This window comes from Mycetocola sp. TRD_SC_2 (genome assembly GCF_055361225.1).
In genome coordinates this window covers 2,445,111-2,468,482 of sequence record NZ_CM143954.1, presented here as the reverse complement: position 1 = coordinate 2,468,482, position 23,372 = coordinate 2,445,111, and the positions used below count along the sequence as shown (strand labels likewise).

16 protein-coding genes are annotated in these 23,372 nt (G+C 62.8%); all 16 read left to right on the top strand.

The features are described 5' to 3' along the window. Nucleotides 1-155 precede the first annotated feature (155 nt). The 16 genes from rpoB (at nucleotide 156) to ACWA1Q_RS11765 (ending at nucleotide 23,318) form a co-directional block, all read left to right on the top strand. The gene (gene rpoB / locus ACWA1Q_RS11840) at nucleotides 156-3,647 is read left to right on the top strand and encodes a DNA-directed RNA polymerase subunit beta (protein WP_463757576.1); all 3,492 of its coding nucleotides are present in this window, start codon (nucleotides 156-158) and stop codon (nucleotides 3,645-3,647) included. Nucleotides 3,648-3,692: 45 nt separating this feature from the next. After that, entirely contained in the window at nucleotides 3,693-7,574 is a 3,882-nt protein-coding gene (locus tag ACWA1Q_RS11835; protein WP_463757574.1) for a DNA-directed RNA polymerase subunit beta', read from the top strand. A 166-nt stretch (nucleotides 7,575-7,740) separates the two neighbouring features. After that, nucleotides 7,741-8,385, top strand: coding sequence for a hypothetical protein (locus ACWA1Q_RS11830; protein WP_463757572.1), 645 nt, complete (start codon nucleotides 7,741-7,743; stop codon nucleotides 8,383-8,385). Between the two features lie 106 nt (nucleotides 8,386-8,491). Continuing rightward, nucleotides 8,492-9,271 (top strand): hypothetical protein, encoded by a 780-nt coding sequence (locus ACWA1Q_RS11825; protein WP_463757571.1) that lies wholly within the window; start codon nucleotides 8,492-8,494, stop codon nucleotides 9,269-9,271. A 155-nt stretch (nucleotides 9,272-9,426) separates the two neighbouring features. Then, the gene (locus ACWA1Q_RS11820; RefSeq protein ID WP_463757569.1) at nucleotides 9,427-11,097 is read left to right on the top strand and encodes a GspE/PulE family protein; all 1,671 of its coding nucleotides are present in this window, start codon (nucleotides 9,427-9,429) and stop codon (nucleotides 11,095-11,097) included. Between the two features lie 62 nt (nucleotides 11,098-11,159). Further along, nucleotides 11,160-12,887 carry a type IV pilus twitching motility protein PilT gene (locus tag ACWA1Q_RS11815; RefSeq protein ID WP_463757567.1) on the top strand — a complete coding sequence of 576 codons (1,728 nt, stop codon included), beginning with the start codon at nucleotides 11,160-11,162 and terminating at the stop codon, nucleotides 12,885-12,887. Next, nucleotides 12,888-14,117 carry a type II secretion system F family protein gene (locus ACWA1Q_RS11810; RefSeq protein ID WP_463757566.1) on the top strand — a complete coding sequence of 410 codons (1,230 nt, stop codon included), beginning with the start codon at nucleotides 12,888-12,890 and terminating at the stop codon, nucleotides 14,115-14,117. Nucleotides 14,118-14,290: 173 nt separating this feature from the next. Next, entirely contained in the window at nucleotides 14,291-14,743 is a 453-nt protein-coding gene (locus ACWA1Q_RS11805) for a type IV pilin protein (RefSeq protein WP_463757564.1), read from the top strand. Between the two features lie 70 nt (nucleotides 14,744-14,813). Beyond that, nucleotides 14,814-15,236, top strand: a complete 423-nt coding sequence (locus tag ACWA1Q_RS11800; RefSeq protein WP_463757563.1) for a type IV pilus modification PilV family protein — start codon at nucleotides 14,814-14,816, stop codon at nucleotides 15,234-15,236. A 10-nt stretch (nucleotides 15,237-15,246) separates the two neighbouring features. After that, nucleotides 15,247-15,873, top strand: coding sequence for a PilW family protein (locus ACWA1Q_RS11795; RefSeq protein ID WP_463757561.1), 627 nt, complete (start codon nucleotides 15,247-15,249; stop codon nucleotides 15,871-15,873). A gap of 2 nt (nucleotides 15,874-15,875) precedes the next feature. Continuing rightward, a complete protein-coding gene (locus tag ACWA1Q_RS11790) occupies nucleotides 15,876-17,804 on the top strand; it encodes a hypothetical protein (protein WP_463757559.1) in 1,929 nt (642 codons plus the stop codon). 3 nt (nucleotides 17,805-17,807) lie between these two features. After that, nucleotides 17,808-18,635 carry a prepilin peptidase gene (locus tag ACWA1Q_RS11785; RefSeq protein WP_463757557.1) on the top strand — a complete coding sequence of 276 codons (828 nt, stop codon included), beginning with the start codon at nucleotides 17,808-17,810 and terminating at the stop codon, nucleotides 18,633-18,635. Nucleotides 18,636-18,651: 16 nt separating this feature from the next. Next, nucleotides 18,652-19,701 carry a type IV pilus assembly protein PilM gene (gene pilM, locus ACWA1Q_RS11780; protein WP_463757556.1) on the top strand — a complete coding sequence of 350 codons (1,050 nt, stop codon included), beginning with the start codon at nucleotides 18,652-18,654 and terminating at the stop codon, nucleotides 19,699-19,701. Then, nucleotides 19,698-20,414, top strand: coding sequence for a hypothetical protein (locus ACWA1Q_RS11775; protein WP_463757554.1), 717 nt, complete (start codon nucleotides 19,698-19,700; stop codon nucleotides 20,412-20,414). The genes pilM and ACWA1Q_RS11775 overlap by 4 nt, the downstream gene beginning before the upstream one ends. A 2-nt stretch (nucleotides 20,415-20,416) precedes the next feature. Then, nucleotides 20,417-21,166 carry a hypothetical protein gene (locus ACWA1Q_RS11770; protein ID WP_463757553.1) on the top strand — a complete coding sequence of 250 codons (750 nt, stop codon included), beginning with the start codon at nucleotides 20,417-20,419 and terminating at the stop codon, nucleotides 21,164-21,166. Between the two features lie 535 nt (nucleotides 21,167-21,701). Then, complete coding sequence (locus tag ACWA1Q_RS11765) at nucleotides 21,702-23,318, top strand: DUF222 domain-containing protein (protein WP_463757551.1); 1,617 nt, start codon at nucleotides 21,702-21,704, stop codon at nucleotides 23,316-23,318. Nucleotides 23,319-23,372: the final 54 nt, after the last annotated feature.

Genomic DNA, 23,372 nt, shown 5'->3' with positions numbered 1-23,372 from the left:
GATCTTTGCGCTCCCAGACGTTCCCATGCCTTCATATTGCGGTCGGCCCAGTGTTTCTTTCTCAAGAAAGACGCACCATTTTTGATGGCGTTTGACGAGTTCTCCATTACTACCAGTAACTAGAGCCTGTACGAGGGCCCACGGAGGTTATTTCCTTGGCTGCTGCGCGCAACGCATCCACCAACTCACCCAAGAACGGCCGCGACGCATCGCGTCTGTCGTTCGCGAAGATCACCGACACCCTGACGGTTCCGGATCTGCTTGCTTTGCAGACCGAGAGCTTTGACTGGCTCGTGGGCAACGACGTGTGGAAATCACGCGTCGATGAAGCCACGAAGGCCGGACGCCAGGACCTGCCGACTCACTCCGGACTCGATGAGATCTTCGAGGAGATCTCACCCATCGAGGACCTCGGCGAGACGATGCAGCTGAGCTTCACCAGCCCCTTCCTGGAGCCGGAGAAGTACTCGATCGACGAGTGCAAGGAGCGTGGCAAGACCTACGCTGCTCCTCTCTACGTCGAGGCCGAGTTCATGAACCACCTCACCGGTGAGATCAAGACTCAGACCGTGTTCATGGGCGACTTCCCGCTCATGACCGAAAAGGGCACATTCATCATCAACGGCACCGAGCGTGTCGTCGTGTCCCAGCTCGTTCGTAGCCCCGGCGTCTACTTCGACCGCGCCCAGGAGAAGACCTCCGACAAGGACATCTTCTCTGCTCGCATCATCCCGAGCCGTGGTGCATGGCTCGAGTTCGAGATCGACAAGCGCGACCAGGTCGGCGTTCGCATCGACCGCAAGCGCAAGCAGTCGGTCACCGTGTTCCTCAAGGCCCTCGGCCTGACGAGCGAAGACATCCTTGAGAAGTTCAAGGGCTTCGAGTCGATCGAGCTCACCCTCGAGAAGGACACCATCCTCACGAAGGAAGACGCGCTTCGCGACATCTACCGCAAGCTCCGTCCGGGAGAGCAGGTCGCCGCTGAGGCTGCCCGCGCGCTCCTCGACAACTTCTACTTCAACGGCAAGCGCTACGACCTCGCGAAGGTCGGTCGTTACAAGATCAACAAGAAGCTCGGCCTCGACGCTCCGCTGAGCGACTCGGTCCTGACCGTCGACGACATCGTCGAGACGATCAAGTACCTGGTCCGCCTGCACTCGGGTGCGACCAGCTTCACCGGTCTGCGTGACGGCAAGAAGGCGGAGATCCGCCTCGACATCGACGACATCGACAACTTCGGTAACCGTCGCATCCGCGCCGTCGGCGAGCTCATCCAGAACCAGGTCCGCACCGGTCTGTCCCGCATGGAGCGCGTCGTTCGCGAGCGCATGACCACGCAGGACATCGAAGCGATCACCCCGCAGACCCTGATCAACGTGCGCCCCGTCGTCGCCGCGATCAAGGAGTTCTTCGGTACCTCGCAGCTGTCGCAGTTCATGGACCAGAACAACCCGCTCGCGGGCCTCACTCACAAGCGTCGCCTGTCGGCGCTTGGCCCCGGTGGTCTGTCGCGTGAGCGCGCAGGTGTCGAGGTTCGAGACGTTCACCCGTCCCACTACGGCCGCATGTGCCCGATCGAGACCCCTGAAGGCCCCAACATTGGTCTGATCGGTTCGCTCGCGTCGTTCGCACGCATCAACGCATTCGGTTTCATCGAGACCCCGTACCGTCGCGTTGTCGACGGACTGGTCACGAAGGACATCGACTACCTCACGGCGATGGAAGAGGACGACTACATCGTCGCCCAGGCCAACGCACCGCTGAAGGATGATGGCCGCTTCACCGAGGACCGCGTCCTTGCCCGCCGTAAGGGCGGAGAGGTCGACCTGTTCCCGGCTCAGGACATCGGCTACATGGATGTTTCGCCTCGCCAGATGGTGTCTGTCGCGACGAGCCTCATCCCGTTCCTCGAGCACGATGACGCGAACCGCGCACTCATGGGTGCGAACATGCAGCGTCAGGCTGTCCCGCTGCTCCGCTCGGAGTCGCCGATCGTCGGAACCGGTATGGAGGGCTACGCAGCCATCGACGCCGGCGACGTGATCACCGCCGACAAGCCCGGTGTCGTCATGGAGGTGTCGGCCGAGGTCGTCACCGTCCAGCTCGACGAGGGTGGAACACAGGACTACTACCTGCGCAAGTTCGACCGCTCCAACCAGGGCACGAGCTTCAACAACCGCGTCATCGTCTCCGCGGGTGACCGCATCGAGGCCGGCGAGGTCATCGCAGACGGTCCCGCAACGGAGAACGGCGAGCTCGCACTCGGAAAGAACCTCCTCGTGGCATTCATGTCATGGGAAGGCCACAACTTCGAGGACGCGATCATCCTGAGCCAGAACCTGGTGAAGGACGACACCCTCTCCTCGATTCACATCGAGGAGTACGAGGTCGACTCTCGCGACACCAAGCTGGGTAAGGAAGAGATCACCCGTGACCTTCCGAACGTCAGCCCGGAGCTCCTGAAGGACCTCGACGAGCGTGGAATCATCCGCATCGGCGCCGAAGTCCGCCCCGGTGACATCCTCGTCGGAAAGGTCACGCCGAAGGGCGAGACCGAGCTTTCCGCCGAAGAGCGTCTGCTCCGCGCGATCTTCAACGAAAAGAGCCGCGAAGTTCGCGACACGTCTCTGAAGGTTCCCCACGGTGAGCGCGGCACGATCATCGCCGTCAAGGAGTTCAACGCCGAAGACGGTGACGACGAGCTCGGCTCGGGCGTCAACCGCCGCGTCGTTGTCTACATCGCCCAGAAGCGCAAGATCACCGAGGGTGACAAGCTCTCCGGTCGTCACGGCAACAAGGGTGTCATCTCGAAGATTCTGCCGATCGAGGACATGCCGTTCCTCGAAGACGGAACCCCGGTCGACATCATCCTCAACCCGCTCGGTATTCCGGGTCGAATGAACTTCGGCCAGGTCCTCGAACTCCACCTCGGCTGGATCGCTCAGCAGGGCTGGAAGGTCGAAGGAAAGCCGACGTGGGCGAAGGGCCTCCCCGCCGAAGCACTCGAGGCTGCCCCGGGCACGAAGGTTGCAACGCCTGTGTTCGACGGCGCGTCAGAGATCGAGATCGCTGGTCTTCTGGACTCGACCACCGTCACCCGTGACGGCGACCGCCTCATCGGCTCAAGCGGAAAGGCCAACCTGTTCGACGGCCGCTCCGGCGAGCCGTTCCCGGAGCCGATCTCGGTCGGTTACATGTACATCCTGAAGCTGCACCACCTCGTCGACGACAAGATCCACGCTCGCTCGACCGGACCGTACTCGATGATCACCCAGCAGCCGCTCGGTGGTAAGGCGCAGTTCGGTGGCCAGCGGTTCGGAGAGATGGAAGTGTGGGCCCTCGAGGCCTACGGCGCGGCATACGCGCTCCAGGAACTCCTCACCATCAAGTCGGACGACATCCTCGGCCGCGTGAAGGTGTACGAGGCCATCGTCAAGGGTGAGAACATCCAGGAGCCGGGTATCCCCGAGTCCTTCAAGGTTCTGATCAAGGAAATGCAGTCCCTCTGCCTGAACGTGGAAGTGTTGTCTGCCGACGGCACCGCGGTCAGCCTCAAGGACACCGACGACGACGCCTTCCGCGCAGCGGAAGAACTCGGAATCAACATTTCCTCCAGGTTCGAGTCCTCGTCAATCGACGAGATCTAAGCCTGGCCAACCGAAGACTTCAGAGACCTTTCTTTAGGAGAGAAATTGCTCGACGTAACAACATTTGACGAGCTTCGCATTGGCCTGGCTACCGCTGACGACATCCGTCGTTGGTCGTACGGTGAGGTCAAGAAGCCCGAGACAATCAACTACCGCACCCTGAAGCCCGAGAAGGATGGTCTGTTCGGTGAACAGATCTTCGGACCGAGCCGTGACTGGGAATGCTCCTGTGGCAAATACAAGCGTGTCCGCTTCAAGGGCATCGTTTGTGAGCGCTGTGGCGTTGAGGTCACCAAGTCCTCCGTGCGCCGTGAGCGCATGGGGCACATTGAGCTGGCTGCGCCCGTCACCCACATCTGGTACTTCAAGGGCGTTCCGTCGCGCTTGGGTTACCTGCTCGACATGGCACCGAAGGACCTCGAAAAGGTCATCTACTTCGCTGCCTACATGGTCATCTCCGTTGACGAGGATGCTCGTCACCAGGACATGCCGGGGCTCGAGAACGAGATCCGCCTTGAAATCAAGACGCTCGGCGACCAGCGGGACTCCCGCATCGCCGACCGCCTGAAGAAGCTCGAAGACGACCTCGTCGCCCTCGAAGCCGAAGGTGCCAAGGCCGACCAGAAGCGTCGCACCAAGGACGCCGCTGAAAAGGAGATGAGCCAGGCCCGCAAGTCGTACGACGAGCAGATCGCTCACCTCGAGCGCGTGTGGGAAGACTTCCGCACCCTCAAGGTCGGCGACCTCAAGCCTGAGGATGCCGTCTTCCACGAACTGCAGGACCGGTTCGGTCTGTACTTCGAAGCGTTCATGGGCGCAGAGGCCATCAAGAAGCGTCTGCTGAGCTTCGACCTGGCCGCCGAGAGTGAGCTGCTGCACACGCAGATCGCCGAAGGCAAGGGTCAGAAGAAGATCCGCGCCATCAAGCGTCTTCGTGTCGTCAACTCGTTCCTGTCGACCGGCAACTCGCCGGCCGCCATGGTCCTCGACGTCGTCCCGGTGATCCCGCCCGAACTGCGCCCGATGGTGCAGCTCGACGGTGGCCGCTTCGCGACCTCTGACCTCAACGACCTCTACCGTCGTGTGATCAACCGCAACAACCGTCTGCGTCGACTGCTTGACCTCGGTGCCCCCGAGATCATCGTCAACAACGAGAAGCGCATGCTTCAGGAGGCCGTCGACGCACTGTTCGACAACGGCCGCCGCGGTCGTCCGGTGACAGGAACGGGAAACCGTGCCCTCAAGTCCCTGAGCGACATGCTCAAGGGTAAGCAGGGTCGATTCCGCCAGAACCTGCTCGGAAAGCGCGTCGACTACTCCGGTCGTTCGGTCATCATCGTTGGTCCTCAGCTCAAGCTGCACCAGTGTGGTCTGCCCAAGCAGATGGCTCTCGAGTTGTTCAAGCCGTTCGTGATCAAGCGCCTGATCGACCTGAGCCACGCTCAGAACATCAAGGCAGCGAAGCGTATGGTCGAGCGCAGCCGTCCCGAGGTCTGGGACGTTCTCGAAGAGATCATCCGCGAGCGCCCGGTCATGCTGAACCGTGCACCAACGCTGCACCGCCTGGGCATCCAGGCCTTCGAGCCTCAGCTCGTCGAAGGTAAGGCCATCCAGCTGCACCCGCTCGTCTGTGCTGCGTTCAACGCAGACTTCGACGGTGACCAGATGGCTGTCCACCTGCCGCTCTCCGTTGAGGCACAGGCCGAAGCTCGCATCCTGATGCTCGCTTCGAACAACATCCTCAAGCCCTCCGACGGCCGCCCGGTCACCCTGCCCACGCAGGACATGATCATCGGCCTGCACCACCTCACCACCCTCAAGGAGGGTGTCGAGGGCGAAGGCCGTGCGTTCTCCTCGATCGCGGAAGCAATTCTCGCGTTCGACCAGAAGTCGCTCGACCTCAACGCCAAGGTGCGGATCCGCCTGCACGACATCACCTTCGGCAAGGGCGAAGGCCCCGAAGGTTATGACGGCAGCGGAGTGGCACTCGTCACGACGACGCTCGGTCGGGCTCTCTTCAACGAGGCCCTCCCGGCGGACTACCCGTACGTCGAAGACGTTGCAGACAAGGGCAAGCTCTCGTCGATCGTCAACGACCTCGCCGAGCGGTACCCGAAGACCGTCGTCGCAGCAACGCTGGACAACATCAAGGATGCCGGTTTCCACTGGGCAACCCGCTCCGGTGTCACCGTCGCACTGAGTGACGTTCTCACCCCGCCGAACAAGCGCGAGATCGTCCAGGGCTACGAGAAGCTGGCAGCCAAGGTTCAGGGCCAGTTCGAGAAGGGACTCACGACCGACGCCGAGCGTCGCCAGGAGCTCATCAAGATCTGGACCGAAGCAACCGAAAAGGTTGCAGAGGCCATGAGGGCGAACTTCCCCGAGGACAACACGATCAACCGCATGGTGACATCGGGTGCTCGTGGTAACTGGCTGCAGATCCGCAACATTGCGGGTATGCGAGGCCTGGTGAACAACCCGAAGGGTGAGATCATCCCTCGCCCGATCATCTCCTCGTACCGCGAGGGCCTGAGTGTTGCGGAGTACTTCATCGCAACCCACGGTGCTCGTAAGGGACTGGCAGACACGGCGCTTCGTACGGCCGACTCGGGTTACCTCACACGTCGACTCGTCGACGTGTCGCAGGATGTCATCATCCGCGAAGACGACTGCGGAACGACCAAGGGCCTCGAGCTCGCGATCGCCGCTGTCGACTCGACCGGAACCCTCGTGCGTGACGCAAACGTGGAGAACTCCGTGTTCGCCCGTTCGCTCGCTGCCGAAGCCGTCGACCCGAAGGGCACGGTTGTTGCCGAGGCCGGTGCGGACGTCGGAGACGTTCTCATCGACAAGCTCGTCGAGGCCGGTGTCGAGAGCATCAAGGTGCGCTCGGTCCTGACCTGTGAGTCCTCCGTCGGAGTGTGTGCAGCCTGCTACGGCCGTTCACTCGCCACCGGACAGCTCGTCGACATCGGAGAGGCCGTCGGAATCATCGCGGCCCAGTCGATCGGTGAGCCCGGAACGCAGCTCACGATGCGTACGTTCCACACCGGTGGATCGGCATCCGCTGATGACATCACGCAGGGTCTTCCCCGTGTGCAGGAGCTCTTCGAGGCTCGTACCCCCAAGGGTGCGACTCCGATCGCCGAGGCCCCCGGCCGCGTCACGATCGAAGACACCGACCGGAGCCGCAAGATCATCCTCACGCCGGACAACGGCGACGAGGCAGTGATCTACCCGGTGCTCAAGCGTGCATCCCTCCTCATCGAGGACGGGCAGCACGTCGAGCTCGGTCAGCCGCTGCACCTCGGTGCCGTCGACCCGAAGGAAGTTCTCCGGGTTCTCGGTGTTCGCGAAGTTCAGAAGCACCTCGTCGGTGGCGTCCAGGGCGTTTACCGCTCGCAGGGCGTGCCGATCCACGACAAGCACATCGAAGTTATCGTGCGCCAGATGCTCCGTAAGGTGACCGTGGTTGACCACGGTGACACCGGACTCCTGCCGGGCGAGCTTGTCGACCGGATGAAGTACAACGAGCTGAACCGTGCCGCTCTCACCGAGGGCAAGAAGACCGCATCCGCCCGCCAGGAAGTCATGGGTATCACCAAGGCTTCTCTTGCGACCGAGTCGTGGCTCTCCGCCGCCTCGTTCCAGGAGACGACCCGCGTTCTCACGCAGGCCGCCATGGAAGGCAAGAGCGATCCTCTGCTCGGCCTCAAGGAAAACGTCATCATCGGAAAGCTCATCCCCGCTGGTACCGGCCTCGGCAAGTACCGCAACGTCACCGTTGAGGCGACGGAAGAGGCGAAGGCTGAGCGCTACCCGAACCGCATCTTCGCAACGGATGGTGTGTTCGACGAGTCCGACCTCGGATTCGTTGACTTCGACACCTTCTCGAACGACGATTTCACCCCGGGAACGTACAACTAGGTTGCTCTCCCGGCACAGTTACTGAGTAGCTGAGCGCGAAAGGCCCCGGCTTCGGCCGGGGCCTTTTTGCATTAATCGTTACCCGACTGCCGCGTGACCCGCTTCGCGCGCACGCCGCCGCCCGAGTAGGCTCGCGGGCGAACACCAGTACCGAAAGTAGAGAGACATGCGTCAAGCAGCATCACCCTCGACTGTGCGCGGGCGCATCCTGCGCCGCATCGCAACGGCGGGGACAGCAGCGTTCCTCACCGTCGCCTTCGTGAGCGGATGCTCCGGCGCGACAAATCCGGACGACACCGCCGAGCCGACTCCCACCGCGACAGAACCGGGCCCCCGCCCCACCCCGTCGACCGTTGAAGGTCCCACTCCCGTTGGCACGATCCTGCCCGGTGAGTGCGAGGACATTTACGGACCCGACATGTTCGCGGGGCTCCAGGAGGACGTGCCACCCCTCAACGATCCGTCGATGACGGACCCGAACTTCTCCAACATCGACGAGCTCGAAGAGCTGGTCCGTTCGGTCGAATACCTGCAGTGCACGTGGGGCGGTGCCGGCGAGATGGGCATCGTGACCGCGGTCACCAAGGTGTCCGAGGAGCAGTCCACCGAAGCCCAGGCCATCATGGAGTCGAGTGGATACGACTGCTATCAGCAGCTCCAGGGAACGCGCTGCGTCAACCGCGAAGAACTCGAGGGCAACGCCGTGGGCGAATCGCACTTTCTCCGCGACGATGTCTGGCTGTCGACGCTCTGGGTGAACGCGCCAATCCGCGGTTACACCGAGAACATGGTCAACGCCATTTGGGGATAGCCCAGCCAGCTTCTCGCGAACGACACCGGATCGTGATCTGGTGCTCCTATCGCCCCCCGATTTCCTTCGGTAGCTTGAGCAATATCAGGCAATAGGAGGAAACCTCATGTCGCACGACGGCCGGGACGGAGCGTTCCCACCATCTCAGTTCATCGGGAATTCTCCGAAGCACCGCCGCCGGGCAGTACTGACCGGATCCGTCATCACAGCGCTTCTTTTCGGAAGTGTGACTGCCGCCTACGCGCTCGGTACCGCGATGACGCCGCAACCGGACGCAGCGCCGTCGGCCGACGTCCCGATTGTGTCCGGTCCGAGCATCCCGTTGCCGCTCGCAGAGGACGACCGGCTGCCGGTGGCGGAGGATCCGCCCGTGGACGTGACGATCCCCGGCCCGCCTCCCGGGTCAGAAATGACGCCCGTTCCCGTGCTGCCCGTCGACTTCGAGACCACTGACGTTCCCGATGAGTGCTCAGGCCTGTACAGCGCGTCGATGTTCGAATACCTCGCGATCGACGAGAACCTTCCGCTCAATGACGGCACAACGTTCGACCCTCCGTTCTCGAAAATTGCGCCGGTCGCCGCGCTGCAGGAGGGCCTGCCCGGCCTGGTCTGCACGTGGGGCACCGCCGGGCACTTCGGGCTGCTGACTCAGGTGAACGAAGTCTCTGCCGAACAGGCCGACGTCGCGGAACAGACGCTCCGGGTCATCGGCTTCACCTGCGAGGACCGCGACGGCGGCACCCGGTGCGTGACGAGCGATACCGAGGAGGGTGAGGCATGGGGTGAGACCCACTTCCTCCGCGGCAACGTCTGGATCTGCACCTTCTGGGCAAACTTCACGCCTCCCGGCTACACCTCCGACATGGTCGACACTCTCTGGGAGTGACCGAGGGAAATAAGAGAGCGGATGCCACGGCATCCGCTCTCTTATTTGTGGCACGTACCGCGAATGGGGGCTATCGAATCCCCAACGGGGGACTGTGCCAGGGCACCGGGGCCCAAGTAGCTTTGCAAGGCTGCCTGTACCCGGAGGTGATCGATATGGCATCCATCATGGAAACCCTGATCCTTCAGGGCATCCTGCCGTTCGACCAGCTCGATCGCGTGAGCCGCAACCAGGCCGACGACGAGACGGCGCTGACCGGCCTTGTCACGCAGGGGCTCGTCACTCCCGTCCAGCTCGCTCGCGCGCGCGCGACGCAGGCCCGTATCGGGTTCGTGGAGCTCCTCGAGTATCCCATCGACCGTGCTGCCGTGAGCCTCGTGCCGCCCGTGCTGTGCCGTCGGCACGAACTTCTGCCGATCGGTATTGCGGATGGTGTGCTGCAGCTCGCCATGGTGGACCCGAACGATGTGTTCGCCGTCGATGATGTGCGAGCAGCCACGCACCTGCAGGTCGAGCGTGTGCAGGCGGAGCGAGCCGACCTTCTCAGCGCGATCGACCGGCTCCTTCGCGCCGACGATGAACTGAGCGATCTCACCTCGACGCTCGAGGAAGAATCCGCACCGCACGATAGCGGACTCGGGATCGCGGAGAACGGCGACGACGACGCGCCGATCGTGCGCTTCGTCAACCTTCTCGTCTCTCAGGCCATCCAGGACAGCGCCTCGGACATCCACATCGAGCCGGGAGAGTTCGAACTGCGGGTCCGATACCGGATCGACGGAGTGCTGCACGCCATGCAGAGCGCGCCGAAGAGCATCCAGAACGGTGTGGTCTCCCGATTGAAGATCATGGCTGAGATCGACATCGCCGAGCGACGCAAACCACAGGACGGCCGAATGTCCGTCATGCACGGCGGGCGCAAGATCGACCTCCGCGTCGCGACTTTGCCGACCGTGTGGGGCGAAAAAGTCGTCATGCGAATCCTGGACAACTCGAACACGAGCCTCGACCTGCGCGACCTGCAGTTGCTCGACCGCAACTTCGAGGCGTACAAGAAGTCATACACGAAGCCTTACGGCATGATTCTCGTGACTGGGCCGACGGGGTCCGGCAAGTCGACGACGCTCTACACGACCCTCAACACCGTCGCGAAGCCCGAGATCAACGTCATCACGGTTGAAGACCCCGTCGAGTACCGGATGGCGGGCATCAACCAGGTGCAGGTGAACCCCAAGGCGGGGCTCACCTTCGCGAGCGCGCTGCGGTCGATCCTGCGATCGGACCCGGATGTCGTTCTCCTGGGTGAGATCCGTGACCACGAGACCGCGCAGATCGCGATCGAAGCGTCGCTCACCGGCCACCTCGTGCTCTCGACCCTGCACACCAATGATGCGCCGAGCGCCGTCGTGCGGCTGACCGAGATGGACATCGAACCGTTCCTCGTCGGCTCTGCCCTCGATTGCGTCGTTGCCCAGCGGCTTGCCCGCCGGCTCTGCGACCGCTGCAAGGTTCCAGCCGAGTATTCGGAGGAGGACCTGCTGCGCATGAAGTTCCCGCTGGTCGAGGTGAGCCGGCGGATGCCCGGTATCTTCAAGCCGGTGGGGTGCACCCAGTGCTCCAACACCGGGTACCGCGGGCGCATTGCGATCCACGAGGTGATGAGCATCACCGAGGAGATCGAGCGCCTCGCGGTCGCCAGGGCATCGAGCGCCGAGATCGGGCGGATAGCGCGTGAGCAGGGGATGCTGACGCTCCGCGAGGACGGGTACACCAAAGCGACGATGGGCATGACATCACTCGAGGAAATCCTTCGGGTCGTGGTCTGAGCATCGCAACAGTTTTTCTTTCTGCCGAAACACAGCACACAGCACATTTGAGGGAGTGACGCGTGAGCGATCCGATTTATGAAATTCCGATACTGCCGCCAGGCGCGAATGTCGGCGGCTGGACGCCCGGAATCAAACCACGTTCGGATGCCGACGCGCTTATCCCCGAGGATTCGAACCCCCGGTTCGCTGCCAGAGGCGGATTCGACGACTTCAACAGGGGAATCGAGACGCGGGACCCAGCGACCGAGATCCTGACCACGCCGAACGACCCGGCAACCGAGGTGCTGAACCGGCAGAGCACGCTCTACTCGCCTCCGGCGCCGCCGGTGTACGACCTCCCGACGGTCGGCCAGCCGATGACCCGCGGCGAAGCGAACCGTTTGGCACAGCGTGCAGCGGCCGAGCGTGCCGCGCAGGACGCCCTGACCGTCGAGCCCGCCGAAGTGGCGCAGCAGGCCGCCGCCGCTCAGGCCCTGCCTCCGGCGACCGCACCCACAGTCCCGGTCGCCGCTCCTGAACCGCCTGCGTTCGCACCGTCTCAGTCGTGGCAGCCCCCTGTCGCGTCGCAGCGCCAGCCGGAGAACCACAACCCGACGTGGTCGTTTGCCGAGCCTGAGGCCGCGCCCCAGCCTCTCCGCGCTGTCACCCTGCGCGAGGCCCTCCAGGAGGTCGTGAGGCTGAACGCATCCGACCTGCACGTCACGGTCGACGCGCCTCCGATGGTCCGCGTGAACGGTGGCCTGCGGGCGATCGAGGGCGCGGCAGTGTGGTCGCGGGACACCATCGTCTCCGAACTGAGTGCCCTCCTCAACGAACGGCAGGCCACTGCCTTCGAGACCGAGCTGGAGCTCGACTTCGCTCACACGCTCTCTGAGGAGAGCCGCTTTCGTGTGAACTACTACCAGCAGCGCGGTGCCATCGGTGCGGCGTTCCGGTTGATCCCGACCGAGATCAAGAGGCTCAGCGACCTCGGCGTGCCCGACACGGTCAGCCGGTTCGCGACCCTGCCGCGAGGACTTGTGCTCGTCACCGGGCCCACCGGTTCGGGTAAGTCGACGACGCTCGCCGGCCTCATCGACCTCGTGAACCGCACCCGTGCCGACCACATCGTGACGGTCGAAGACCCGATCGAGTTCATGCACAAGAACCAGAAATCGATCGTCAACCAGCGTGAGGTCGGGTCGGACACCCACAGCTTCGCGAACGCGCTCAAGCATGTGCTGCGGCAGGACCCCGATGTCATCCTGATCGGCGAGCTCCGTGACCTCGAGACCATCTCGGTCGCACTCACCGCAGCGGAGACCGGGCACCTCGTCTTCGCCACGCTGCACACGCAGGATGCCGCCCAGACGATCGACCGCATCATCGACGTCTTCCCCTCGCACCAGCAGGACCAGGTGCGTACGCAGCTCGCCGGTACGTTGCAGGGTGTCGTGAGCCAGGCCCTCGTGCCCAAGGCCAGCGGTTCCGGGCGTGTCGTTGCCACCGAGGTCATGGTGATCACGCCCGCGCTCGCTAACCTCATCCGCGAGGGCAAGACGTACCAGATCCTCTCCGCCATGCAGGCGGGCAAGGAGCTCGGCATGCACACCATGGACCAGCACCTCGCCGAGCTGGTCAACTCGGGCCGCATCACGGCTGAGGCCGCGAAGGCCAAGGCGCACGATCCCGACGGATTCCAGCGGATGCTTCACGGCGTGCAGTCCCCGACGGAGCAAGCGGCGCGTGCGATGCAGGCATCCGGTATCGATTTCGGCGACTCGTTCTCGACCAAGCTGGAGCGATAGGTGGCTACCACCGTCGGCTACGCCTACAAGGGGCGTGACGCCGCTGGGAAGGTCGTCAAGGGCAAGGTGGATGCTTCGAGCGAGGCGGCCGTTGCGGCGCGGCTTCGCACGATGGGGCTTTCTCCCATCGCGATCACCGCTGCGCCGGACGGCACGGGGCTGAGCAAAGAGATCACCATCCCCGGGTTCTCGAAGGGTGTCACACTCAAGGACCTCGCGATCATGAGCCGGCAGATGTCGACCATGACGAGCGCCGGGCTGTCACTGATGAAGACGCTGTCGATTCTGGCGGAGCAGACGGAGTCGAAACCACTCGCGAAGATTCTGGTGAGGGTCCGTGACGACGTTGAGACGGGTTCGTCGCTGTCGGATGCCATGCGCAAGCATGACCGGGACTTCCCACCCATCATGATCAACATGGTGCGTGCGGGGGAGACGGGTGGATTCCTCGACAGTGCGCTCGAGACGATCGCGACGAACTTCGAGAAGGAAACGGAGTTGCGCAACAAGATCAAGAGCGCGATGACGTACCCGATCGTCGTGGTCGGCATGGTGGTGCTCGCGGTTGCCGGCATGCTGCTGTTCATTGTGCCGGTGTTCAAGGAGATGTTCGAGGGGATGGGCGGCAGCCTGCCGTTGCCCACCCAGGTGTTGGTAACACTGTCTGAGCAGATGATCTGGCTGGGACCGCTCACGCTTGTCGTATCCGTTCTCGGGTCGATCTGGTGGAAGAAGAACAAGCACACCGAGGCGGTGCGCAAGTTCCTCGACCCGCTCAAGCTCAAAATGCCGGTGTTCGGTGTGCTCATGACGAAGCTCGCCGTTGCCCGTTTCTCGCGCAACTTCTCGGACATGATCGGTGCCGGTGTGCCGATTCTGCAGGCGCTTCAGATCGTCGGCGAGACGTCGGGCAATTACGTCATCGAGGAATCGTTGAAGAAGGTGGCCGACTCCGTGCGCCAGGGCAAGTCGATTGCCGCTCCGCTGGCTGAGGAATCCGTGTTTCCGCCGATGGTCATCCAGATGGTCGCTGTGGGTGAGGACTCCGGAGCTTTGCAGCAGATGCTCGCGAAGATCGCCGACTTCTACGATCAGGAAGTAGCGACAATGACCGACGGACTCACGGCTCTGATCGAGCCGCTCCTGATCGCGTTCCTCGGGATCGTCGTCGGTGGCATGATCGTCGCGCTCTACTTGCCGGTCTTCAGCATCGCCACAGTGATGCAATAATCTGAGGTTTCTTCACGAATTGCTCAACTGCCCCCGCTCTGGGGTGGCGATTTGCTCAATTCACCCCCATTGGCGTGGCAAGTGGTGAGGGCGGACTCGCATACAGTCAGAGTTCCGGCAGCCAGGGGGCCGTCCGGATCCCCCCCACAGCACCAAGAATGAAGGTCAACCTCATGGTCTCTCGCATCACCGCCGCTCTCGCGGCACGCTCCAAGACAGCTCAGGACAAGGAAAAGGGCTTCACCCTGATCGAGCTCCTCGTCGTCGTCATCATCATCGGTGTGCTCGCCGCGATCGCGATCCCGGTCTACCTGGGCGTGCAGAACAACGCCAAAGAAAGTGCAGTCGTGGCCGACCTGACCAACGCGAAGGTGGCTGTAGTTGCTTATCAGACCGACAACAACGGCAAGCTTCCGTCCACGGCCGCAGAGATCGCCGCCGCTATCACTCAGCCGGATGCGGATAACTACAGCACAGGAACTCCGTTGAACTACCAGGCCGGTGGCACGGACAAGTTCTGCATTTCGGCGACGAGTAGCAACGGCATGGCAATTGCCGTAGACGCTTCGTCTTCCCCGCAGAAGGACTCGACCTGCACCGACGGAGAGATTGCTACCGCCCCGTAGTGGACTTGAGGGAAGTGGGCGGCCAGAGCGGTTGCCCACTTCCTCCGTCACTAGCGAGACAGGGATAGCGATGAGGAAACGGGCCGTACTGACCGCCGACGAACGCGGCCTCGGGCTCATCGAGATAGTCATCGCCATGTTTCTCATCGCGATCATGGCACTCGCTCTTCTCCCCGTATTCGCCAGTACCCTTCAGCTTTCACAAAAGAACATCGAGATCGGCCGCGCCGCCCAGATCGTCAACGCTCAGGTCGACCTCGCGGCGCAGCAGGCGTCGGCCACCGCAACCTGCAGTGCGATTCGAACGCTTGCAGTGGCATCCGGAACGCCGGTGCCCGGTAGTCAGAACGCCGACTTCCGCTACACGAGAGCCGTGTCGGCCTGTCCCAGCACTTACCCGGCGACAATGACGGTGACCATTTCGGTCACCCGATCGACGGATGGCGAGCAACTCGCCGGAGCGAAAACGCTCGTCTCAGTTATTTCAGATTAGATCGGCCATCATGACCCGGACCCGCTGGACGGAGATTTCCCGCAGCGAACGCGGGATGAGCCTTGTCGAGCTTCTCGTGTACATGGCCCTCCTCCTCATCGTGGTGGCGGTCGTCGGTAGTCTTCTGGCTTCTTCGGCTTCCGCGCAGAGAACAGTGCAGGAGTCCAGCTCTGTTGTGCAATCAGCGAAACTTGTCACCCAATCGGTGACCCAAGGCATCCGGAACTCGATCGGAGCAACGGTCCAGACCATCAGTGCGTCCGGCGACCAGGTTCTTCGAGCGAAGCATCTCGTGGTTCGGAAGAGCAGTCCCGCTCCCGTGCAGACCTGGGTCTGTTTGGCCTGGTACTTCGACCGCTCCACCGGTGACCTCTTCACGGCCCGCTCCGCCGGTGGAGCGCTCGCCGCTCCCACTGAGGCTGCGCTACAGGCGGCCCCCTGGGTGCAGCTCGGGTCTGGGCTCGCGCCCATCAACGGCGCCAGTGGAGTCTTCTCCGGTTCCGCTACGCAAATCGGCCTCAACTTCACCGCCTCGGCAGGCGACCGAAGCCCGAGCTCGTACTCAACGGAGATCATCCCGCTCAAGATTCCGCTCCCCACCGGCAACCCAACCGCAGAGGCCTTGACATGCTCATGAGAATGCTTCACACGCGTATCGCCTTTCGGGCTCGGGCTGTCACCCATGAATCCGAGCGCGGCGTCGCGCTCCCGTCGGCCATCGGGATCATGGTCGTGATCCTGATCATCGCCGGCGTCGTGCTCAGTGCCTCTGTGTCGGCCGCTGGATTCTCGACATCCACTCGCGCAGCGGTCGAATCGCGTGCCGCGGCTGGAGCTGGAATTGAGGCGGTGCGGGCAAAGATGCTCGGCGGTAACTTCGTGTGCAGTCTGAGTGGCAGCGAGCCCGCATTCACGGCGACGGTCACATACACAGACGAAGCTGGCACAGCGTTGCCATGCAGCGCCGGAGTCCTCACCGGCACCCCGGGAGGGGCCCGGATCGTGTCGGAAGGACTCGCGACAGCAAAGGGCGTCGCCGGAGTCAGCAGCGAAGACCGCGCGAGTGTCGGCGCCGACGTTGATCTTCAGGTCACCCCAGGCGGGGTATCCCTCGATCAGGCCATCTTCACCGAAGGCAAGCTGACACTGACGAACAACACGCAAGTGAACTCGTCAACTGTTGGAGCGCTCGATGGCAACGTCTACAGCAACGGCGCGGTCGACTGCCTGACGCAAAATATTATCCAGGGGACGATCTACGCGCGGGGTGGACTCACAATCGCCAACACGTGCCAAGCGCTCGGGACGGTCTGGGTCGAGGGTGATGTGGATCTCGCTGCATCAGCGGTGAACCTTGCCGGCAGTGTTTTTGCCACCGGCAAAGCGACTCTCGGGGTGGGCCACGTTGGCGGAAGCGTCATCGCCAACGGAGACGTGAGCATGACGGATGCGTCCTCGAAGGCGTGCTCGGCAGGCGGAGTGGCCAACGTCTGCGGGTCGATCTACTCGCTCAACGGCGGCATCGTCTTCGGCAACAACGGACCGATCGTGAAGGGCAGCGCGTACGCCCGACGAGATGTGGTCCTCGGCAACCGCACCCTGTCGCCTGGGCAAAATGTCATCTCCCTGCTCGGAAAACTCACCGGCGCCGGCAGCGCCAGCCTCGGTGGAACGGCGAAGGTCGCCCAGACGATCGCCCTCAACACGACGCCGCTGTCGAAGACCGGATGGTGCAGTTCGTCGTCAGGCTACACGGCCTGCCCGGCCGGTTCGCTGGTCCTTCCCTTGCCAACCGCCGCAGCACCGAGCTTCGCCGTCGAACTGCCGATGTTCAGCCCGCAAAATGCGCCCAACCTCGGAACGCCGACCGACATCGTCAAGGTCGTTGCTCCGGTTCGGCAGGGTATGCCAAAGATCCTCTCGTCGCCTGCGGCTATCCTCGCGAATTGGACCGGTTGGGTCCAGCCAGCCATATCGTCGAGCCAGTGTGCGTACAGCAATCAGTCGTTCTCGACCTTCGTCAACTCGACCATCGCAGCGCACCCGACCGGCACCAAGATCCTCTTCAACTTCAAGAACTGCTCCAACGCAATACAGCTGAGTGGAGAGACGCTCAAGCTCAAGGGCGACCTGGCTTTGATGGCTCCGCAGGGATTCGCATCGGCGAACGAACTGAGGATCACCTCGATCGCCGGCGCGAATCACCAGTTCATGATGATCGCGCCGTCTGACCACGTGACCGTTGGCTGGTCGACCTCTGACTCGACCAATTATCCGGGCCAGCTGTCGCCACACTGTCCCCAGAGTCCGCAGGCACCGGACATTGGGATCGACAAACTGGTTCCTGACCCCGGAATCAAGGTCTTCATCTACACGCCATGCGACGTGAAAATCCAGAACGGCGGCACCTTCGCGGGCCAGATCTATTCGGGGACGGCGAGCTATCCGGCCGGCATCACCATCACTCGAGCCGTCATGGCCGTCCCGGGTGTTGAGATTCCCGGAGGGCCGTCCAACTCAGCCTCCTATCGTGCAGACATCCTGTCGCGATACGACGTGAGCCGGTAGGTCATGGCAATACTGGTCGGCCTTTTCGGGTCCCTCATCGGTTCCTTCCTCAACGTGGTGATCTACCGCGTGCCGCGGAAGCTCTCCGTGGTGAGCCCGCCGAGCTCCTGCCCGGGGTGTGGGTCCGGCATTCGCGGGTTTGATAACGTCCCTGTGGTTTCGTGGCTCCTGCTTCGCGGCAAGTGCCGCTCGTGCAGCACCCGGATCTCTGCACGGTACCCGCTCGTTGAAGCCGGGGTTGGAGTGTTCTTCGGGGTTGTTGCTCTGTGGTGGGTGTCGGCTGCCGGGATTTCGCCAGACTTGATCACCGACTGGGGCTCAATCACTGGCTCAGTTCTCGTGTTGCTTGCCTTCCTGTGGCTCGCCGCCGTCAGCGTCGCGCTCGCGCTGATCGACCTCGACACTCACAAGCTTCCGAACGCGATCGTTCTCCCGAGCTACATCGTCGGCGGCGCGCTGCTGGCGACCGCCGGCATCCTGAACGGCAACTATGACGCCCTGATCCGTGCGGGGATCGGCCTCGCCGCTTTGTGGGTGGCCTACCTCGCGATGGCGTTCGCGTACCCGGGCGGCATGGGGTTCGGCGACGTCAAGCTCGCCGGCGTTCTCGGCATGTACCTCGGCTTTCTCGGCTGGGCCCCGCTCCTCGTCGGCGCCTTCGCCGCCTTCCTGCTCGGCGGACTCTTCGCGTTGGCTCTGATCCTCACGCGGAAGGCGAACCGCAAGAGCGGCATCCCGTTTGGGCCGTGGATGCTCGCCGGTGCGTGGGTCGGCATCTTCGCCGGGGAACCCCTCTGGACCTCATACCTGTCGCTCGTCGGCCTGTCGTAACCCGAAAGTAGTGATCATGTCTCGAAGCATTGTGGGAGTCGACATCGGCAGCGGAGCCGTTCGCGCCGTCGAACTGGAGGGCGCCACGACGAGCCGGCCGACGCTCGTCCGGTACTCGGAACTCGCACTCCCCGCAGGGGCGGTACACCGGGGTGAGGTCATCGAGCCACGCACCGTCTCTTCAGTCATCAAACGGTTGTGGTCAACGGGCGGATTTCGAAGCAAGCATGTCGTGATCGGCATGGGTAACCAACGCGTTCTCGCTCGCGACCTGACCCTCCCTCGGATGTCGCAGGCACGCATCCGTGAGGCGCTTCCGTATCAGGTGCAGGAACTTCTTCCGGTGCCCGTAAGCGAAGCAATGCTCGACTTCTACCCGGTCTCTGAAGAGGAGACATCGAGCGGACCGGTCGTCCACGGTCTTCTTATCGCAGCGATCAAGGAAGCTGTTCTCGGCAACGTGCGGGCCGTCGAAATGGCCGGCCTGAAGGCATCCGCTGTCGATCTGATTCCTTTCGCCCTCGCGCGAGTCATGCTTCGTGGAGAAGCCGCGACAGGAACCGTCGCCATCATGGACCTCGGCGCGACGGCGACATCCATCGTCATCGCGACCAACGGGGTACCGCAGTTCCTCCGCATCATCCCGGCCGGCGGTGATGACCTCACCGAAACCCTCGCACGGCGACTTGAGGTTCCTGCGGAGCACGCTGACGCGCTCAAACGCGGGATCGGCCTTCGTACGCGGGTCGATGATCCGACGCACGAGATGCCGATGCAGATCATCAACGAGAAGGCGACTGAACTCATCGTCTCGGCCCGCAACACGCTCGAATACTTCACCCAGGCCAGGCCGGACGCCCCGATCGAGCGAATCATCCTCACCGGCGGCGGAGCCAACCTCGAGGGGTTGCGGGATGCTCTCGAGGAGCTGACCCGCACGCCGGTCGTCGGCACCGACCCGTTCGCAACCATCGACGTCGGACGCTCGCTCAACCTCGATCAGCTCCGCGACCAGCAGTCATCGCTGCTGGTCGCGTTGGGCCTCGCGCTCGGAGGAATGTCATGAGCAAGGTTCACGAGGCTCTCGTCATCGGCGGAACGCCATCGGCCGACCTGCTTCCCCCTGAAATCCGGAAGGAGCACCGGGGTAGGAAGACAAGAGGAAAACTGCTGTGGGGCATCCTCGGAGTCGTCCTTCTCGTCTTCCTCGGCACCGGCGCCTCTTATTACTTTGCGCTGACCTCGCAGATGGCACTCACCGTTGCGCAAAATCGCACGAACGACCTCATGCTCGAGCAGCAGAAGTACTCCGAGGTCCGCGTCATCCAGGGTGACATCGCCACGATCGAAGCAGGGCAGCGCGTCGGAACCGGGACCGAGATCGACTGGAAGGCCTACCTCAACGCGCTCGAGGGCACTTTTCCCGATGGTGCTCTGGCTGGAGCGGTGACGGTCGACGCGGCATCCCCGTTGATCGACTACCCACAGGCCGATATTCCCTTGCAGGGTCCGCGGGTGGCGACGCTGAGCATGCAACTCACGACAAAGACAATTCCGGATGTCTCGACCTGGCTCGCCAAACTCCGCGAACTTCCCGGATTCGTCGATGCCGCTCCTGGGGCAGTCACCCGTGACGGCGCTGATTCATACGGTGTAACGATGACACTGCACATCAACGAGGATGCTTGGTCGCAACGCTTTGTTCCCGAAGAAGAAAAGGAAGCGGCTGAATCCGACGCTGCCGACGACACCGGCGTACCTGCGAAGGACGGTGAGTGATCATGGATAAGAACCGCATGTGGATCCTCGGGTCGGTGATCGTCATGGTCGGCGTTCTCGTTCTCGGCTGGTTCATCGGAATTCAGCCGCAGCTCGCCGCCAAGGCGCTCAGTGACGTGCAGCGCTACTCTGTCGAGGCAGAGAATGACGCTGCCGAAACGGCAATCACCGCGCTCAAGGCCGACTACGACAACATCGAGGCGCTACGCACCGAGCTCACCGCTCTTCGTGAGTCCATCCCAGCCGCAGCGGGGATCTCGTCATTCCTCACCGAGCTCGACGCGATCCAGGCTTCGAGTGACACGACAGTAATGTCGATCAGCGTGTCTGATCCCGTTCCGTATACGGTGCCCGTGACGGCAGTGGTTGTGCCTGAGGTGCCCGCAGAGGGCGCAGAGGGCGCGGAGGGTGCAGAGGGTTCCGTCGAAGGGGAGACCGACGAGCCGACGGATGCCGTTGCGCCCCCAGTCCCGACCGGACCCGTTGCGCCGCTGGTTCCCACCGACCCGGCCATCACCGAGAGCAACTTCGTCGCAATTCCGATTTCTCTGTCGATCGACGGCTCGTACGCAAACGCGCTCAACTTCGTCGAGAAGCTGCAGCACGGCAAACGGCTCTTCATGCTCACGCAATTCTCGTCGACGTCGGGCGAAGGCTCTGCTGCCCCTGAGGAAGGCGACGAATCGGCAACCTCCTCAGGGAGCGCGACGACCAGCATCAGCGGATACATCTACGTTCTGCTTGACGAGTAACTGTCCGTCCTGCGGGAGTTGCGCTGTCGCCGATCGAGTAGCCCTACGGAGCGTATCGAACGCCATGTTCCAGCCGGCGCAATGTCAGCGGCACGGTGTTCAATTGAGGTATGAACACGCAGCGGCAGGTACTCGGTAGATGCGACTTCTCTCGCCAACGAGCGTCGCTGCTGCCCTTCCCCGTTTCGAAGTTAGGTTCGACTATCTCTGTGGATAATCTCTCTTTGTTTCGAACACTTTGGTAAAATAAATCATGGCTAAAGTATCCGAGCAGATTCGAGAGGTTGCCTTGAAGGTGTGCGACCAACTCGCTCGGTATGAAGACGCCATCGAAGCAGCCGGCGCTGCAAGAGACGGCTTGAGCCAAGGCCCCGAAACCCGGGCACGCGACATCCGACCAACCGGCACCGCTCATCGCAGCGGTGCCGGTTCTTTGTTAATGGGGGCTGCATCGGAAGCAATTGCGGTCACGGGAGTGGGTAAGGATTTTGGGAATTCTGCTGACGCCGGAGAGCCTGCCGCTGCTCCACTTTCGATGATCCTTGACCAGGCAGTCAACGTGGAGCTCGAGGCGTTGCTGCGCGATGCGGCTCGGGCGAAGTCCGAGTTCGACGAGGTCATCGCTGCGGGCGCCGGCGTCGCTGCGAAGCGCTCGACTCGTGAGTTGGGGTACGCAGGGTGGGCGCAGTCCACGGGTGACCGTACGGCGGTCAATCTCGTTCAGCGGCTGACCGGGTCGACCAAGACTGAAGCGTTCCGGCAGGTGCGGCTCGGTGAGGCGATGGGCGAAGCAGATGCAGCATCCCATCCCGTCGCGTTTTCACCCGGCGCCTTGGGGAACGGTGGCCATGATCCTGACGGACTGCTGGATCTGAGCCCGGAGTCAGGTCAACATCAAGGCACAGACGAGACCACTGGCGGGGAGTGGGTGCGCCCGACCCCGATCATTCCCTGGCACGAGCCGTTGACGCGCGCCGCGCGCGACGGCGTCATCCGGTCTGAAGCGGTGACCATCATCATGCGAGGGCTCGGCGTGCCCAACGAACGCGTCGGCGCCGAGACACTGCGGGTGGCAGCCGAAGAGCTCGTGGCGGATGCGTCCGGCGTGCACGCCGACGAACTCGGCTTCCGCGCGCGGCAGATCCGGGACCGCATTGATCCAGCCGGCGTGCAATTGAGGTGGGATGAACGCCACGCCAACCGGAAGTGGCGCTTCGGCCGTACCGAAGACGGAACGAAGACCGCATATGTGACCTTCGAAGACGAGGGCGCGGCGTGGATGGAATCCATCGTCGGTGCGGCGATGCGAGCTCGACGGGGAGGCCCCAGAATGGTGGATCCCGTCGAGGCCGAACGAGCGGAGAAGCTTCGGCTCGATCCACGAACGAACGACCAAATCGTCTACGACACGTTGATGGCTGCCTTGCGTACCGGAGTGCAGGCAGACCCAACGACCACATTTGGTTCCAGGCAGCCGGGTGTGCGGCTTGTCATCACGCAGGAGCAACTGGATACCCGGATCCCAGACGACGACGGTATCGATCGTTCTGTCGGCACCGGCTATCTCGAAGACAACAAGGATGCCGTTCCTGCCAGCATGATCGAAAAGCAGATCTGCATCAGCGGGATTCGGCCAGTCTTGCTGGACTCCTCAGGCTCGCCGCTCGATGTGGGTCGAGAGCAGCGATTGTTCACGACGAAGCAGCGAATCGCGATGTCGGTTCGAGACGGTGGCTGCCGAATCGAAGACTGTGAAGCGCCACCGTCACAATGTGAGGCCCACCACATCGATGAGTGGGTCGCGCACGATGGGCTTACTGACCTTGCCGACGGACTGCTTCTCTGCCCGTTCCATCACCACCTCGTCCACAATCTGGGTTACCGGGTCGTGCGAATGGAGGGTGAGTACTGCCTGATCTCGCCACCGGGAGTTGACGGTGCACGAATACCGATTCGCATGCCGTCAAAGTCACCTCTCGAGAAGGAACGGCTGCGTCGCAAAGCGCTCGAGGCTGGGAAAGCCGCCGAGCAGGCTGCGGCTCGTGCTCTCGGGGAAGCGACCGGCGGAGTCCGGCAGAGAACGAGCAACCCGATCCCGGGGGAGAGCTCCGTCAATCCGCCGCCCCAAGTGGGGCGAGTGTTGATCGAGTAGCGACGAAGGAGCGTATCGAGATCGGGTCTCGATACGCGGCCTCGCTTCGCTCGG